18 protein-coding genes are annotated in these 14,074 nt (G+C 44.4%); 13 read left to right on the top strand and 5 right to left on the bottom strand.

All coding sequences use genetic code 11. The annotated features are described in order from the left end of the window. The first annotated feature begins 90 nt into the window (after positions 1-90). Positions 91-312, top strand: a complete 222-nt coding sequence (locus tag RMO55_RS11390) for a hypothetical protein (protein WP_310426629.1) — start codon at positions 91-93, stop codon at positions 310-312. Positions 313-341: 29 nt separating this feature from the next. Continuing rightward, the gene (locus RMO55_RS11395) at positions 342-1,259 is read left to right on the top strand and encodes a HEAT repeat domain-containing protein (RefSeq protein WP_310426631.1); all 918 of its coding nucleotides are present in this window, start codon (positions 342-344) and stop codon (positions 1,257-1,259) included. An 82-nt stretch (positions 1,260-1,341) separates the two neighbouring features. On the opposite strand, the gene RMO55_RS11400 is transcribed toward RMO55_RS11395, so the two are convergent. Both RMO55_RS11400 and RMO55_RS11405 read right to left on the bottom strand, forming a co-directional pair. After that, positions 1,342-1,917 (bottom strand): phycobiliprotein lyase, encoded by a 576-nt coding sequence (locus tag RMO55_RS11400; protein WP_310426632.1) that lies wholly within the window; start codon positions 1,915-1,917, stop codon positions 1,342-1,344. 90 nt (positions 1,918-2,007) lie between these two features. Then, positions 2,008-2,832 carry a pentapeptide repeat-containing protein gene (locus RMO55_RS11405; protein ID WP_310426634.1) on the bottom strand — a complete coding sequence of 275 codons (825 nt, stop codon included), beginning with the start codon at positions 2,830-2,832 and terminating at the stop codon, positions 2,008-2,010. Between the two features lie 99 nt (positions 2,833-2,931). On the opposite strand from RMO55_RS11405, the gene RMO55_RS11410 reads away from it, so the two are divergent. The 4 genes from RMO55_RS11410 (at position 2,932) to RMO55_RS11425 (ending at position 6,736) form a co-directional block, all read left to right on the top strand. Next, positions 2,932-3,399 carry a DUF2656 domain-containing protein gene (locus RMO55_RS11410; protein ID WP_310426636.1) on the top strand — a complete coding sequence of 156 codons (468 nt, stop codon included), beginning with the start codon at positions 2,932-2,934 and terminating at the stop codon, positions 3,397-3,399. Positions 3,400-4,095: 696 nt separating this feature from the next. Then, a complete protein-coding gene (locus tag RMO55_RS11415; RefSeq protein WP_310426638.1) occupies positions 4,096-4,944 on the top strand; it encodes a phycobilisome linker polypeptide in 849 nt (282 codons plus the stop codon). A gap of 49 nt (positions 4,945-4,993) precedes the next feature. Next, positions 4,994-5,731 carry a phycobilisome rod-core linker polypeptide gene (locus tag RMO55_RS11420; protein ID WP_310426640.1) on the top strand — a complete coding sequence of 246 codons (738 nt, stop codon included), beginning with the start codon at positions 4,994-4,996 and terminating at the stop codon, positions 5,729-5,731. A gap of 240 nt (positions 5,732-5,971) precedes the next feature. Beyond that, on the top strand, positions 5,972-6,736 hold the full coding sequence (locus RMO55_RS11425) for a phycobilisome rod-core linker polypeptide (protein ID WP_310426641.1): 765 nt from the start codon (positions 5,972-5,974) through the stop codon (positions 6,734-6,736). A gap of 125 nt (positions 6,737-6,861) precedes the next feature. Here RMO55_RS11425 and RMO55_RS11430 read toward each other — a convergent pair whose 3' ends face one another. Beyond that, positions 6,862-7,020, bottom strand: a complete 159-nt coding sequence (locus RMO55_RS11430) for a hypothetical protein (RefSeq protein ID WP_310426643.1) — start codon at positions 7,018-7,020, stop codon at positions 6,862-6,864. Between RMO55_RS11430 and RMO55_RS11435 the strand changes: the two genes are divergently transcribed. The 6 genes from RMO55_RS11435 (at position 6,977) to RMO55_RS11460 (ending at position 10,579) form a co-directional block, all read left to right on the top strand. Continuing rightward, positions 6,977-7,216, top strand: coding sequence for a phycobilisome linker polypeptide (locus RMO55_RS11435; RefSeq protein WP_396134272.1), 240 nt, complete (start codon positions 6,977-6,979; stop codon positions 7,214-7,216). The genes RMO55_RS11430 and RMO55_RS11435 overlap by 44 nt on opposite strands. A 46-nt stretch (positions 7,217-7,262) precedes the next feature. Continuing rightward, entirely contained in the window at positions 7,263-7,799 is a 537-nt protein-coding gene (locus tag RMO55_RS11440; protein ID WP_310426646.1) for a phycobiliprotein lyase, read from the top strand. A gap of 140 nt (positions 7,800-7,939) precedes the next feature. Continuing rightward, positions 7,940-8,545 carry a chromophore lyase CpcT/CpeT gene (locus RMO55_RS11445; protein ID WP_310426647.1) on the top strand — a complete coding sequence of 202 codons (606 nt, stop codon included), beginning with the start codon at positions 7,940-7,942 and terminating at the stop codon, positions 8,543-8,545. Between the two features lie 12 nt (positions 8,546-8,557). Then, complete coding sequence (locus RMO55_RS11450) at positions 8,558-8,914, top strand: CpeR family transcriptional regulator (protein WP_310426648.1); 357 nt, start codon at positions 8,558-8,560, stop codon at positions 8,912-8,914. 62 nt (positions 8,915-8,976) lie between these two features. Then, positions 8,977-9,708, top strand: coding sequence for a 15,16-dihydrobiliverdin:ferredoxin oxidoreductase (locus tag RMO55_RS11455; RefSeq protein ID WP_310426650.1), 732 nt, complete (start codon positions 8,977-8,979; stop codon positions 9,706-9,708). Between the two features lie 130 nt (positions 9,709-9,838). Beyond that, entirely contained in the window at positions 9,839-10,579 is a 741-nt protein-coding gene (locus tag RMO55_RS11460; protein ID WP_310426652.1) for a phycoerythrobilin:ferredoxin oxidoreductase, read from the top strand. A 12-nt stretch (positions 10,580-10,591) separates the two neighbouring features. Here the strand turns inward: RMO55_RS11460 and RMO55_RS11465 are convergent, their stop codons facing one another. Together RMO55_RS11465 and RMO55_RS11470 are read right to left on the bottom strand one after the other, a co-directional pair. Then, positions 10,592-11,854, bottom strand: coding sequence for a hypothetical protein (locus RMO55_RS11465; protein WP_310426654.1), 1,263 nt, complete (start codon positions 11,852-11,854; stop codon positions 10,592-10,594). A 296-nt stretch (positions 11,855-12,150) separates the two neighbouring features. After that, the gene (locus RMO55_RS11470) at positions 12,151-13,035 is read right to left on the bottom strand and encodes a methylenetetrahydrofolate reductase (protein WP_310426656.1); all 885 of its coding nucleotides are present in this window, start codon (positions 13,033-13,035) and stop codon (positions 12,151-12,153) included. A gap of 319 nt (positions 13,036-13,354) precedes the next feature. Between RMO55_RS11470 and RMO55_RS11475 the strand changes: the two genes are divergently transcribed. Beyond that, positions 13,355-14,041, top strand: coding sequence for a hypothetical protein (locus tag RMO55_RS11475; protein ID WP_310426657.1), 687 nt, complete (start codon positions 13,355-13,357; stop codon positions 14,039-14,041). Positions 14,042-14,074: the final 33 nt, after the last annotated feature.

Consider the following 14,074-nt stretch of genomic DNA (forward strand, 5'->3'; position numbering starts at 1 on the left):
TTGAGAATAAAGATCGTAAAAACTAGCTGAGTTCAGATCGGAATCTGCGAGAATTGGAAAATACGATAAAACTTTAGGAAATTTCCACAGATGTCAGAAGAATCGGAAAATTACGCTCAAGAACTCGCTGAGACGATCGTCGAATTCGAGAAATATCGCGAACGCTTGCTCGCTGAAACTTTGGAAGCCGCCCAAAAAGCCAAGTTGATGAAAGCCCAGGTGATGGCTAAATTAGCACCAGAATTAGCCGATATCGATAGTAAGATCGCCCAGCTCCGCCAGCAGCAAGCCGATCTGAATACTGGTAACTAGTCTTGCTAATTCAATCTGTAAAATTAACCATGAGTAATGAACTCCACTCCCCCATTCCACCTGGGAATGATGCAAATCTTCAGTTTCAAGCAGAAACAGATGCATTGCTCGCCAAAGTCAGCGAACAGGTAGATTTAGAGATTTTCGATCCCCATGATGAAGAACTGCTAACAGATCTAGTCGAACGGCTCGGCGATCCGCGTGGGCTGATTCGGCTGCGGGTAGCGACGACTTTGGGAGAAATTGGCGAACCTGCGACACCATTTTTGATGACGGCGTTAGCCAGTCACGAGAATGTGGTGGTGCGTCGCGCTGCGGGTAAAACCCTGACTATTATTGCCGATCCGCGTGCTGTACCCACGTTGGTACATGCGTTGCTCAATGATGAAGACACAGTCGTTCAAGGTTCTGCGGTAGGGGCATTAGCTCGAATGGGAGCGGCTTCTGTACCAGTTTTGCTGGAAATTCTGGGTTCGCCAGACCAGCCAGAAAGTACCAAGGGACATGTGGCTTGGGCATTGTCGTTTATTGGCTCCGAGGCGAAGTCATATCTGTATCGAGAAATTGATTCTGACTCACCCGCAATTCGGGCTGCGGTAGTGGGAGCGATTACCAAAATCGTACAGGAGAATCCAGAAGAAGATGTTGCTCTCAATCTGTTGATAAGATCGCTCAAAGATACCGAAGCAATGGTACGGTGCGAAGCAGCGGCTGCTTTAGGCAATCTTACTTATCGTCCCGCCCGCGTCCCATTGCTAGACTTACTCCATCATCCAGATTGGGAAAGTCGGAAATCGGCAGCATTGGCGTTGATGAAATTGGGCGATAAACAGTCTATCTCCGATCTCGAAGCGGCATTAGCACAGGAGTCTGAGACTTCGGTGCAAACAATCCTGAAGCTGGCAATTTCTCAGCTTGACAAAAAATCCAATCTGGAAGATTGGTAGGTTTTGAAATTGCTAGTCGAAGTCAAATCCCCGACTTCTTCAAAAAGTCGGGGATTTATCACTTTCAACACTTTGGCTATGCTCAGTGCAAGCTTTCAACTTTCAACTGTTGTAAAGCTGCCTCCGTAACACACCGCCGCTCCGAACAGTAGGTCATCAAATACACACCATTGAGCATCCGCACGGTACTTACTCGCACGCGAAAATCATCGGTGATAAACCAGCAACGTTCTTGTCCCTGATTGTTGTCATAGTCAGTATCGATCGTCAAAATCCCATCTTGACCGAACCAATAACGGCTGACTACAGGAATTTTTTCGACATAACCCTGGTTGCGAATCAGTTTACCCGATCGACGCGACTTATCATCAGGAATATCGATTAACACCGCAGCTTGTTCTGGATTTGGCTCCCCGCGATCTTCATTGGCTTGCCACATGAAACTAGCTCCACCAGAAGCCTGAGCTGGATCGACATCCTGTTGAGTGCAGACGGTGGCGACACGCGGATCTGTTTGCGCGACAACGGAAATGTAGAGATTTGATTCTCCTGATTCATCCCCAGAAGAATCAAAGTGATGGACATTTCGCTGGGTAAACCACATCCCTTCACTTTTGGTGAAGAAGTCCATCATCGTCATTGGTGGCGTAAATATCATGGGTGTAGGTGTGGGAGTGTGGGAGTGTGGGAGTGTGGGAGTGTGGGGGTCTGGGAGTGTGGGGGTTTCTTACCCCCTTACTCCCCTACTCTATATTTCTAAGCTGGCTCCAGTTGTATTGCGGGTAAAGGAATTATAGGTTTCTAGTTCTGAGGGAGGATAATTGAGTAAACGAGATCGCATCTCATCAGTCAGTCCGCGAACATGGCTAAAATCTGCGCCAGCAATGCTTTCCAATCGATCGAATTCAATATCTGTCAGATCTGCTGCTCTCAAGTCTGCTCCCGCCAAGTTGGCTGCATTCAAACCAGCATTTCGCAAACAAACTCCCGTCAAAAATGCTCGTCGTAAGTCAGATTGACTCAATCGCGCCCCTTGGAGATTAGCTCCGGTGAGATCGGCTCCACCTAAATAAGCACCGAGTAAGCTCGCATCCTGTAAGTCGATGTAACGCAAATTGGCGGTATTCAGTTGGGCACCATTTAACCTTGCACCTGGGCCGATCGCGCCAGAAGATTTATAGTTAAAATTGTCGGGAAAAGTGGTATGCCGATCGTATCTTACCCCCTGCAATTTTGCATCAGTTAAATCCGCGCCAGTCAAATCCGCCCCACTCAGATCTACCCGAGCCAAACAAGCTCCTGTTAAGTTAGCATCTTTTAATTTAGATCGATCGAGACTGGCTCCGCGTAAATCTGCCTGCGCGAAATTCGCTCCAGCGAAATCTGTCTGACTGAGATTGGCTCTAATCAGTGTCGCCTGTCGCAAATCGACTTGCGGCAAATTTCTACCACTCAAATCGACTTGGTATAAGTCGGCATAACTACCAGATTGCCCAGCGGCTAATGCGGCGAAGATCTGCTCGTTATCCTGACTCAGGCGATCGATCGTGGATTTAATTCGTTCGTTGTGCATGGATATTTTAACTCGATCGGCGATCGGCGATCGAACAGTGGTAATGTATCTGTTGACCGCTGGGGAATTCCAGCTATTTTAGATCGAAAGTGAGGCAATGTGGATAATCTCGATCGAGGACGGATGTTGTTTTCCCATAATTTTGATATCACCGATGGCCGTTTAGCCGCCCTGAGTCGGACAGAATTTGCGGCGATTTTTAATACTGGGTTGACTAGTAATCCCCAGATCCACTGTCGGCTCATCAACCATCCCCACTGGATTGTCGAGATTTTATTTCCGATCGATATATCACCTGTTGATGTTGGCGCGGAATGTGCCAGCATTCTTGCCCAGCATCGCCAGCAAGCCACCGGGAAGCGAGCTGACATTCTCATCCTCGGTGGTGTGAAGACTACACCGCCAACGAGTCCAGATCCCGATGCCCTTCAACCTGGTGAATGGGGAGTCGATGTAGTTGAAACAGCCAGTGGCGATCGATTCTTGGAAGGCATCAATTGGGAAGCAACCATTGCTCAGAAGCCTACCGATAGTATCTTTAAAGTGGCCTTGCCGATCGATCTGTAATTCATTTAATGTTGCTAATTGACGATCTGATTTTTCCGTCTTGTAGCCCATCGATCTCTCCATTCACCCCTGTTCCATCCCCACACTTTCCCCTCTTTCATCTCTCAACTCAGCAACCCTTAAATTTAACTCCCGACGCTCGATCGCCTACCATCAGGAAATAGCTCATGAGCTAGGGATTTTTGGCTTTATGTATCCGATCGAGACAATGTAACTTCACGATTCTTAATATTTTTACCATCGTTCTTAGATGAGAATTTAGAGTGTGCATAATTTGTGCAGACATGAACGTTCTTGACAAAAGAGTGATACTACTCATCCTTGGTGAGGACTGTCCCAGATCCCCGATCTAGATTGAAAAGTTGTGCGTCAAATAAACTTGGGTCGGTTGTGAAGCAAGGCTTTTGGCCCCTAGCGACCTACGAATATACTCTGCTTGCCAACCATCGCTGTTGGGTCGAGCTAGAGATATTTACACCCTAACACTTAGCACACAGCCCATTAAAACTCTTTACTTTACTGCCTCAAGAAATTCATAATTATTTTAACAATTTGAGACAATTACTCTCAGAGGATGTCTGATTTGAGTGGTTAGTGACATGAGCGTGAACCAAATTTCGGGTTCTAGACAATTGAATTCCACACTGTTCTGGCATCCTTGTTAAACTCTTTTCGTTTATTAGGAGATTGGATTTAATGACTTTTGGACCAGCATCGCGCTTAGGGGTTAGTCTATTTGACGAAACCCCACCCCAAGAATGGCTACCAGGTCGCTCTAACGAAGAAATCGACACCCTGATTTCCGCTGTGTACAGACAAGTACTAGGCAACGCCTACGTCATGGAAAGCGAGCGGTTAGCCGTTCCCGAATCCCAATTCAAACGCGGCGAACTGAGCGTGCGGGAATTTGTCCGCGCTGTGGGCAAATCTGACCTGTATCAATCTCGCTTTGCCGATTGTCCTCGCTATCGGTTTGTCGAGCTAAACTTCCGCCATTTCCTCGGACGTGCGCCCAACAGCTACGACGAAATGAAAGCTCATAGTGCCATCTTAGATGCTGGTAACTTTGACTCGGAAATTGACTCTTATGTTGATAGCGACGAGTATCAAAATACATTTGGAGAAGACATCGTACCCTACATCCGTGGTTACAAGACTGAAGCAATCACCCATATGGTGGGCTTTACTCATACATTCCAAATGGTACGGGGTGCTTCTACCAGCTCTCTCAAAGCAGACCTATCTGGCAAGTCACCTAAGTTGAATGGTTTAGTTATTAACGGAACCGCAACAGCAGTAGTCGCCCCTGGCTCTACCTTCCGCACTCCCGCTCTTAATTCACGCTCTGCCCACGGGACAAATGCTGGTGAAGGCGGTAAAGTTTATCGGATCGAAGTCACTGGTTATCGGGCGAAGGCATTTAACAATATCTCTAAATTCCGCCAGAGCAATCAAGTCTATCTAGTTTCCTACGATAAACTCTCCCAAGAATACCAACGAATTCACAAACAGGGTGGCAAAATCGTCAGCGTTACGGCGGTTTAAGGCTATTCCATCCAGGTTTAAAAATGTTTAAAGGAGTAAATATTTGATCATGGCAACGATGACACCAGTCGAACTTTGGGCAGTACACTCTGCCGATGATGTGCAAACAATTATTCGTACAGTCTACAAGCAAGTATTGGGCAATCCCCATGTCATGGACAGCGAACGCTTGGTCTCTGCGGAATCTCAACTCGCCAGTGGAGAAATCTCCGTGCGTGAGTTTGTCCGAGCTGTAGGTCAATCCGAGTTCTATCGCTCTCGTTACTTTGAGAAGTGTGCTCCTTATCGATTTGTCGAGTTAAATTTCATGCATTTCTTGGGTCGTGCTCCCCAATCTCAAGCTGAAATTTCCGAGCATATCGTTCGGTGTGTAGCTGAAGGTTATGAGTCCGAAATCGACTCCTATGTCAATAGTGATGAGTATCAAGCACTCTTCGGTGAAAACGTGGTTCCGGCTAATCGTGGTGCTAGCACTGAGATCGGTCAGAGTCAGGTGACTTATAACCGCATGTTTGCCTTGGATCGCGGCCCATCCCAAATCAGTAGTGCTGTTAAATCAGCTCAAGTTGGCACAAGCAATAAGATTAAGGCTGCCAGTGTCAATTTAGGTGGTTCTGGCCAAGCGAACAAGAAAACTTTCAAGATTTTGGTCACAGGATCTAAATTTGATAGTCCACGTCGTCGCAGCACCACTGAATATATTGTTGCTGGTGATAACATGACTTCACAAATTCAACGCATTAACCGCACTAGCGGCAAAATTGTGAGTATTACTGAAGTTGTCTAAAACCGTAGATCTAATCTCGATTGTAGCAAGTTAAAACTACCGCTAAATTAACTGTAGCAATCCTAATTTGAGGCGATCGAGTAGGCTCTTAGCCCATTTGAGTTGGAACTCTACTGTAGCAAAAAATTAGGATTGCTATGGTCATAACATAAAATATTTTATCGAATAAAAAACTAGTTGAAAAACTAGATAAAATTCGATCGATCGAACCAATTAATTTTCAATTAAGGAGCAATTATTATGGCACTTTGGGTTAGTAATATCGATGCAACTGAGCTATGGAATAATGCGTCTGAAGATGATCTCCAAGCAGTAATCAATGCTGCCTATCGTCAAGTTTTGGGTAATGCCCATGTGATGGAAAGTCAGCGTTTGACTAGTGCGGAATCGATGCTGCGCAATGGCGATATTAGCGTACGGGGATTTATACGGGCAGTCGCTCAATCCGATCTGTATCGTTCGCTATTTTTTGAAACATCATCTCCTTACCGATTTATTGAATTAAATTTCAAACATCTGTTAGGACGCGCTCCATTAGACCAAGCTGAAATTAGCGAACACGTTCAACGCTACAATGCAGATGGCTATGAAGTAGAAATTAATTCCTACATTGATAGCGATGAGTATGGCTTAAACTTTGGTGAAAATATCGTACCCAAATCTCAGGGGAATCGCACCCAAGTAGGCATCAAAAATGTCAACTTTAACCGAACTTTCGCACTCGATCGCGGTTTTGCTGCTTATGATGCAGTCAGCAAAAATGCTAAATTAATTGGTGATATTGCCGGTAATCTTGCTACCAAAATTGGTTTCCCAGCCAGTGGTGCGGCCGCTTATGCAAATACTAGTAAACGATTCCGAATTGCAGTTAACAAAGCAAAATTTGGCCCACGAGTAACTCAAAGCATTGCAACTTTTGAAGTTAGCTATAGCCAAATGTCTCAGAAAATTCAAAATATCCAAAAAACTGGTGGCAAAATTCTCAGTATTACTGAAGTTGCCTAAGTTTTGATATTAACAACCGAGCCACCAGTCGTTTGTACTAGTAGTTCGGTTGCTATTGTAACTTTTGCGTTATAATTTCAAGCATTGATATCGAGATAAACTGCAAATTTAATTATTTTTGGAAGTTAAAATATGACAATAAGTGCCGTTTCTGGTTTGAATAGTACATTAAACTGCATGGTAAAAATTGAAGTGACTAATATGTCATCGCAGTTAAGAATTGGATCTGGATCGTACTCGATGAAAGTTCCTTTTTCGTCACTATCTCGAACAATGCAATTCATTCACAGATCGGGAGGTAAAATTGTTGAAGTTACTAAGTTGTCGGCGATTGCTGCTTTAGCTAACTTACCAGCAGTAGAAAGTGCTGTTTATGCATCGACTGTTCGTGCACCATCGCCATCGGTGAATCTGGCTCAAGCAGCGCAAAAAACCGACCCAGATCGATCGAAACGAGGCGGCAAGCAAAATAAAAAATAAATAGTTTAAAATAATTTTGGTAGGTAGGTTTTAGTACGAGATATTGATGGATATTATACAGTTTGTCGAGCAGTCAATTGGGCAATGGCGATCGCAACGCAGTGCCCATCATTTAGCCTTTAGTCATTTTGAGGCAGTGCAATCGATTATTGATATTGACATGCTCTCCAGCGACAATCCCGCAGTAGTCGAGCTTTGTCAGGCGTATAATGTCGATCCCGATCTAATCGCATCGCCTTTTCAAATGAAGTGGGCGGGACAGTCAGATTGGGATGAAGATAATCCCGAAGTCAAGGGTAGTACCATCTTAGTGCCAGTTCCCGACCCGGTGATTCCCAATCGGGGTAAATTACTACGAGACCAAGGTTATGCTGAAACCATCGCCGCCGCAGGTGATTATCACTTCCTCGATGACGGCACTTTCGTATTAATTACTGCATACGATAATGCCGCCGCCGAAGAAAGAATCTGGTTTGCCAATCCTAACTTGAGATTTCGGGTTTCGCTGATCAAAACTAGTGCGGGGAGTGGAGTGGTCACAGCATCCTTCTCATCGGAAATTCGATCGTCATTAAATAATTGATAATTAAGGCTCTTGAGTATTCATACATAGTAGATTCAAGTAAAAGTTTTTCCGTTCTTAATAAATCTCAGATATATCTAAATTTTGAAAACTCTCTGTGGATATTAACGATCTAATCGATTGATTTCGCAATGTCAATTATGACTTCAGGTAACAACACCGATTTAATCGCACTTTGTCAATGGATGGCTGGAGATTTTAGCAATCGTCAGCAGTCCTTTGACTACCCACAGCAATTTGCCCATATTCACATTTTTTTTCGTCCTTTACCATTTAATTTTTTTAACGCGATTGGGTTCTATTCTGAACAGGTTTACGATCACGATCTCTGGACACCTTATCGTCAAGGAGTGCATCGAGTAGTAGCTCGGCAGGATGATATTTATATTGAAAATTATAGTTTGATCGATCCCATTCGCTATGCAGGTGCAGCGAGAGAATTATCGATTCTCAATACGATTACTGCAAAGGATATCGAACGCCGTCATCATTGCTCGATGGTATTCCATCGTGAGGGTGAGCTGTTTCGTGGCAAAGTCGAGCCAGGAAATCAATGCTTAATTGAAAAAAAAGGTTGTATGACCTATTTGATCAGTGAAGTAGAGATTACCGAAACTACCTGGTTTAGTCTAGATCGCGGGATGGACATAAATACTCATGAGCAAGTTTGGGGGTCTACTTCCGGTCATTTACAATTTGAAAAGTGTCAAAGTTTTGCGTTGGAATTACCGCTGGATCGAATTTAAGGTAGTAACTGGATGAATACACTAATAATAGACAAGCAAACTGTAACTAATACGAAAGTGAGTATCCTGCCCCCAATTGCTCAAAAAAAGATGCAATGTTGGATTCGCAGCAGACATTTAATTTATTCGGGTAATTTCTTTATTTATGAAACTGTTGATTTTAGCGCAGTCGAACGTTTTGGGGATTGTATCGAGGTATTGGGTGGAACAGTAATTGCTGTCGATTCAGTCGGCAAAATCTGGATGGGCGATCGTCGTCAGGTGATTTTATATCGTGCTAAAGCAAGTTTACATACACCTCACCATACGCTGCAACAGTACTGGATTAAGTATGGCAGTTTTCGCACCAGGTTTGACGAACGGGTCTAACTTAGAATCTAGTTACTACGATCGACTTTCCTTAACAAAATATTTACATCGAGTCTAAATTTATGTATCAACCTTTTCTGGACTATTTGGAGCAATCCCTATTTCAACGCTTCGATCTTCACAGTCGCCCGATTCCGGCTGGATTAGAATCTCAAGTAAGCGAGCGCGGTAAAAATCCAGCCACAATTAAGAGTTGGTCTTATGAGTGTGCTGAATTTCGGAAAATTCGGTATACATATATCGATGCCGGTGCGAGTGCCCAAATTTTCAATAGTGTTATTTATCCCAGTCACAATTCCGAATTGCCTTTGCTAGGGATTGACTTTCTCTCCTTTGGGCAGGTTAAAAATTTAATTGTGATGGACTTTCAGCCGTTATTTCAGGATGAGGCTTATCTAACTAAATATATCCATCCCCTGAAAAAGTTACACGAACAGTATCCAGACTTGGCTCAAAATTTGGAAATGAAATTTTATGATGCCAACCAGTACTTCTCTAAATATCTGTTATTTGCTAAAACCGATCCAGAAACTGTCAAAACGCGGGTATTTGAAGCATTTAAAGATTATCTCAATCTCTACTGGGAAATGCTCGCAGATAGCGAACTCCTGACCGATCCATCTGACATTGGGCGAATTGCTAAAGCACAGAAAGATTACGACCAATATAGTGCCGATCGAGATCCGGCATCGGGCTTATTCAGTAGCTATTTCGGACATGAATGGTCGGAAAAATTCTTGTATGGATTTTTGTTCGAGGAGGCCATGCCTTTAGCCGCCGCTGTCGCCAAATAAGAACTAAGAACACATCCCCGACTTCTTCAAGAAGTCGGGGATGTAACGGAGCAATGGGCAATGAAAAATCTATCCTTTCCCCTTTCCCCTTTCCCCTTTTCCCTGTTCCCTTTTCCCTTTCCCGTTGCTTATGACACTTTATCAGCCATTTCTAGACTACGCGATCGAACTACTACAGCAGCGGTTGGACTTGCAGCCCTATCCCATTCCTGAAGGGTTTGCTACTAAATCGGCGATTGTTGGTAAGGGTAAACAGGAAAATGAAGTCGTCACGACCAGTTATGGTTATCAGGCTCCTAAACTGCGCCAAATCCGCGCCGCTCACGTCGAAGGAGGTAGTGCGCTCCAGGTATTAAATTTCGTCATTTTCCCACACCTGAACTACGATCTACCCTTCTTTGGTGCGGATTTAGTTACTCTCCCTGGCGGACATCTCATCGCCTTGGATATGCAACCATTATTTCGAGACGATCTCCGCTATCAAGAAAAATATAGCAACCCAATTCTGCCGATATTCGAGCAATATCAGCAACATCTACCTTGGGGTGGCGATTTTCCTGAAGAAGCTAGTGCCTTTTTCTCTCCCGCTTTTCTGTGGACGAGACCAAAAGAAACTGAAGCTGTAGAAACTCATGTATTTGGGGCTTTTAAGGAGTATCTCCAGGCATATTTAGATTTTGTCGATCGAGCCGAACCTGTTACAGATCCGCAGTCTTTAGATGCGATTAAGCAGTCTCAATTGCGTTATCTCCGGTATCGAGCCGAAAAAGATCCCGCCCGAGGCATGTTCAATCGCTTTTATGGTTCTGAATGGACTGAAGAATACATTCACGGCTTTCTCTTCGATTTGGAAAGAAAGCTGCCACTTTAACGGACTTATCGATTAATTGAGGTGATTTTCACGATCTAGAATAACTACCTGTTCGATCGGTCGATCTACTAGTAATCGCTGGGCGACACCGCCAGGGACGATCCCATAGATAGCACTACCATTGCTGTAGACGATCTGACCATCCAAACCAACATCAAAAGCTAACACCCCACGACCGATAATTTGCGGTTCCTGATGGGGTTTTTGTTTGACGAGTTCCCACGAACGGGGTACCAGTGCAGGTGAATCAGCATCCCCAAATCGGTGATTGCGCTCAATTTCACGACCGACATCTACCCATCTACCCAAAAATAACATTTGCTGGTGACGAACCTGTTGAACTTGGGGTACGGCTAGTAAAGATTTTCCAGTGTAACGGCGGGTGAAGAAATTAAGCCATTCAAAAATTGCGATTAGCAACTTGACTGGAATTAGGAGTGCGTCTTTGAGTGTTTGCGAAAATAGCACTCGTTGCCGCAGAGGGCGGTATGGACGGCGAATATAGTATAGTGTGCCGTCTGCATCCATTTGGGGGCTGAGAAGGTCATATTTGGGGTCGCTGGCGAGGATAATCACCTCTCGATTATCAATATCTAGTTGCTCGATCGTCGAATGCTGCTGTTCGACGATATAACCTGCGCCATCGCGACAAATTCCCGCAGACTGAAAGACAATGATTTTACGGAAACCGGGCATCCATTTAGGCGCGAGATCGATCGAGTCACCTTCAGTTACCTCTTCTAGATGTACGCCATTAACTGGCATCATCGCAATATTTGCCGTGCCATCTTTACCGATCGTGGCACAGGCAATTAACTGATAATCTGGATGAAAATCAATGCGATCGACTTTGAAATTGGCACTGTGAAATAATCTTTTTTCTCTGGTTTGCTGGCGGTACTCAAGGGTAGAGGTTGCGTTCAGCGACAGATTCTCGATCGCACCAACGCGATGGGGCGCGGCAAAACGTTCTAGCGTAAATATCCCGCCAATTTCTCCAGCTTCGAGAGTGTATATTAATCGATCGGCACTAGTTGGACAAACTCCTTGTACGGCAACTGGGACGATCGATCGATCCTGTTGCACATCTCCCGACATCCCCCCTGACATAAAATTTGCTGTCAGACTCTTTTGCTTCCAGTTATTACGACGCTGCATCTGGAATCCTCGCTGCTGCGCAGCTTGCCCAAATTCACTGGCAATGGATTGGACAGTGGCTTGACCCAATTTAAGGTATAGTCTACCTCCAGATAGATATGCAAAATTAAAACTCATACAAAAATAAACGGGAGTGAGCTGATGGGACAGTCTTTTAGAAAGCGTTAGCGCGCGAGTATCGGATGTATATTAAGATACTTAATCTACTGTTCCCCAAGAGTGGCTAGAGATCTCATTTTCGTGAAAATTTATCGAAAAATACTATCGGTGGAGTTAGGGATTGGGGATTGGGGATAGGGGATTGGGGATTCGGGATTGGGGATTCGGGATTCGGGATTTGAGGGAAAGGGGGACGCTTGCGTCCAAATTCACTATCCACCATCCACTATCCCCTATTCCCTATCCCCTATCCCCTAGATCGGATTGATGCCAGCTAAATCGAGAATTTGGGGAATTAGATCTTCCCGCTTGATAGCCATCAGGTGGACACCCTGACAGATTTGACTGGCTAACTGCACCTGTTCTGCGGCAATTTTTATTCCCTCTTGTAGCGGTGTTGACGATCGAGCCAAGCGATCGATGATATGTTGAGGGATATCTACGCCTGGGACGCAACGGTTGATAAATTCGGCATTTTTGGCAGACTTGAGCAGAAAAATTCCCGCCAGTACAGGCTTTTGATAACTACTCGCAATCTGGTGCATAAATTTTTCAAGCACATCAAAATCAGAAATTAACTGACTCTGAAAAAATTGCGCACCTGCGGCAATTTTCTGCTCGAATCGCCGCTCTAAACCCGATTTGCTTTTGGATTGGGGATCTACCGCCGCGCCTGCAAATAAGTCCACAGCACCGTCTGGCAATGGCTGATCGTTGCCATCCAAGCCGTGATTAAGATTATTAATGATTTTCAACAGTCTTACTGCTTCTAGGTCGAATACAGCCTTAGCATTGGGATAATCGCCCACCTTCATCGGGTCGCCAGTGAGAGCTAAAATATTGTGAATGCCTAGCGCATGGGCACCTAATAAATCACCCTGAAGTCCAATCCGATTGCGATCTCGACAAGCAAACTGACAAACTGGTTCGATTCCATGTTGGAGCAAGATTAAAGATGCTGCAAATGGGGACATTCTCATCACAGCTCGACTGCCATCGGTAATATTGACAGCATGAACGCGCCCTTTCAAACAGCTCGCCATCTCTACCATATGAGCTACGTTTCCACCTTTGGGCGGCGCAACTTCCGCTGTAATTAAGAACTCCCCAGCAGTTGCAGCCTGTCGAAAATTGTTCACACGATCGCACTCAAAAACTATATTTTAATAATACCCATCAATTTCCAGATATTCGATCGATTACCAGAATGGCGAAAATCAGCTAGCTGCCGCAGCAACACCGAAACTCTACCCCATAGCTATACTTTTATCTGTAGTCAATTTCTCTATTCAAGCTACTTTCAACCATTGTTCGATCGAATCTTTTCAGATCGAGCCTTATTCAAAAATCTGGGAATACTGATTTTATAGATCCATACAGTTAAAAATATATTTTTTTGTAATAAAAAGTACTATTTTGCGCTGAGGATTTATGCACTACCTAACGAAAATTCATACAATGAAGACACAATTTTCTTTTGAAGCTGCTCCAACTCTAAATCGACTATTTGCTATCGGTAGCATTGCGGTTGGTGTTGTGGCGATTTTCCCTGTCGCATCCGCTCAAGCAGTTGAATTTCATCATGGAGCACTAAATTTTGACGGCGGAACATCAGCTTTCTATACCGCTGCGAGAAATTCCCAATCCTTTAATCTCACTTTCAACACCAGCCTGTCAGCAGATGTTTCCTTGGCTAGTGACGAGTTTGGCGTAGCACCATATTTTCCTACTCTTGGTGGTTATGCTATCAATAGTCCTGTTGGAAATTTTGCATTCCAGAGTGCTTTAGGCGGATCGCGGACATATGAACTGACAAATAACTTGCAGTTTGCTTTCACCAATGGTATCAAGCTTAATATAAAAGCTGGTTCTATTTTTTCAGCAACTACAAATACTAACAGTGCAACTTTCGATCTATCGAATAGTGCCGGATCTTCGTTTGAAAATGGTGCCGATATCGTACCAACTGCATCACTTGTCTTTGGTTTTTCCGATACGAGATTGGCGAATCCAGGATTTCCTAACTATACTGTTGAAGCAGTTGCCCAAGAAGTGCCAGAACCATTTAGCATTATTGGGACAATTGTTGGTGGTACATCAGCCTTGCGGATGAGAAAGAGACTAAAATCTACCACCAAGGTGTAAATCGAAGGCTGTCATAGCATTTGCCAAAGCGGT

Origin of the sequence: Chamaesiphon sp. VAR_48_metabat_135_sub (assembly GCF_031418915.1) — a bacterium.
GTDB lineage: Bacteria > Cyanobacteriota > Cyanobacteriia > Cyanobacteriales > Chamaesiphonaceae > Chamaesiphon.

Coding starts and splice junctions, on each gene's coding strand:
- RMO55_RS11390 (WP_310426629.1), top strand. CDS start 91: ATGTCAGAAGAATCGGAAAATTACGCTCAAGAACTCGCTGAGACGATC.
- RMO55_RS11395 (WP_310426631.1), top strand. CDS start 342: ATGAGTAATGAACTCCACTCCCCCATTCCACCTGGGAATGATGCAAAT.
- RMO55_RS11400 (WP_310426632.1), bottom strand. CDS start 1,917: ATGATATTTACGCCACCAATGACGATGATGGACTTCTTCACCAAAAGT.
- RMO55_RS11405 (WP_310426634.1), bottom strand. CDS start 2,832: ATGCACAACGAACGAATTAAATCCACGATCGATCGCCTGAGTCAGGAT.
- RMO55_RS11415 (WP_310426638.1), top strand. CDS start 4,096: ATGACTTTTGGACCAGCATCGCGCTTAGGGGTTAGTCTATTTGACGAA.
- RMO55_RS11420 (WP_310426640.1), top strand. CDS start 4,994: ATGGCAACGATGACACCAGTCGAACTTTGGGCAGTACACTCTGCCGAT.
- RMO55_RS11425 (WP_310426641.1), top strand. CDS start 5,972: ATGGCACTTTGGGTTAGTAATATCGATGCAACTGAGCTATGGAATAAT.
- RMO55_RS11435 (WP_396134272.1), top strand. CDS start 6,977: ATGAAAGTTCCTTTTTCGTCACTATCTCGAACAATGCAATTCATTCAC.
- RMO55_RS11430 (WP_310426643.1), bottom strand. CDS start 7,020: ATGAATTGCATTGTTCGAGATAGTGACGAAAAAGGAACTTTCATCGAG.
- RMO55_RS11440 (WP_310426646.1), top strand. CDS start 7,263: ATGGATATTATACAGTTTGTCGAGCAGTCAATTGGGCAATGGCGATCG.
- RMO55_RS11445 (WP_310426647.1), top strand. CDS start 7,940: ATGACTTCAGGTAACAACACCGATTTAATCGCACTTTGTCAATGGATG.
- RMO55_RS11450 (WP_310426648.1), top strand. CDS start 8,558: ATGAATACACTAATAATAGACAAGCAAACTGTAACTAATACGAAAGTG.
- RMO55_RS11455 (WP_310426650.1), top strand. CDS start 8,977: ATGTATCAACCTTTTCTGGACTATTTGGAGCAATCCCTATTTCAACGC.
- RMO55_RS11460 (WP_310426652.1), top strand. CDS start 9,839: ATGACACTTTATCAGCCATTTCTAGACTACGCGATCGAACTACTACAG.
- RMO55_RS11465 (WP_310426654.1), bottom strand. CDS start 11,854: ATGAGTTTTAATTTTGCATATCTATCTGGAGGTAGACTATACCTTAAA.
- RMO55_RS11475 (WP_310426657.1), top strand. CDS start 13,355: ATGAAGACACAATTTTCTTTTGAAGCTGCTCCAACTCTAAATCGACTA.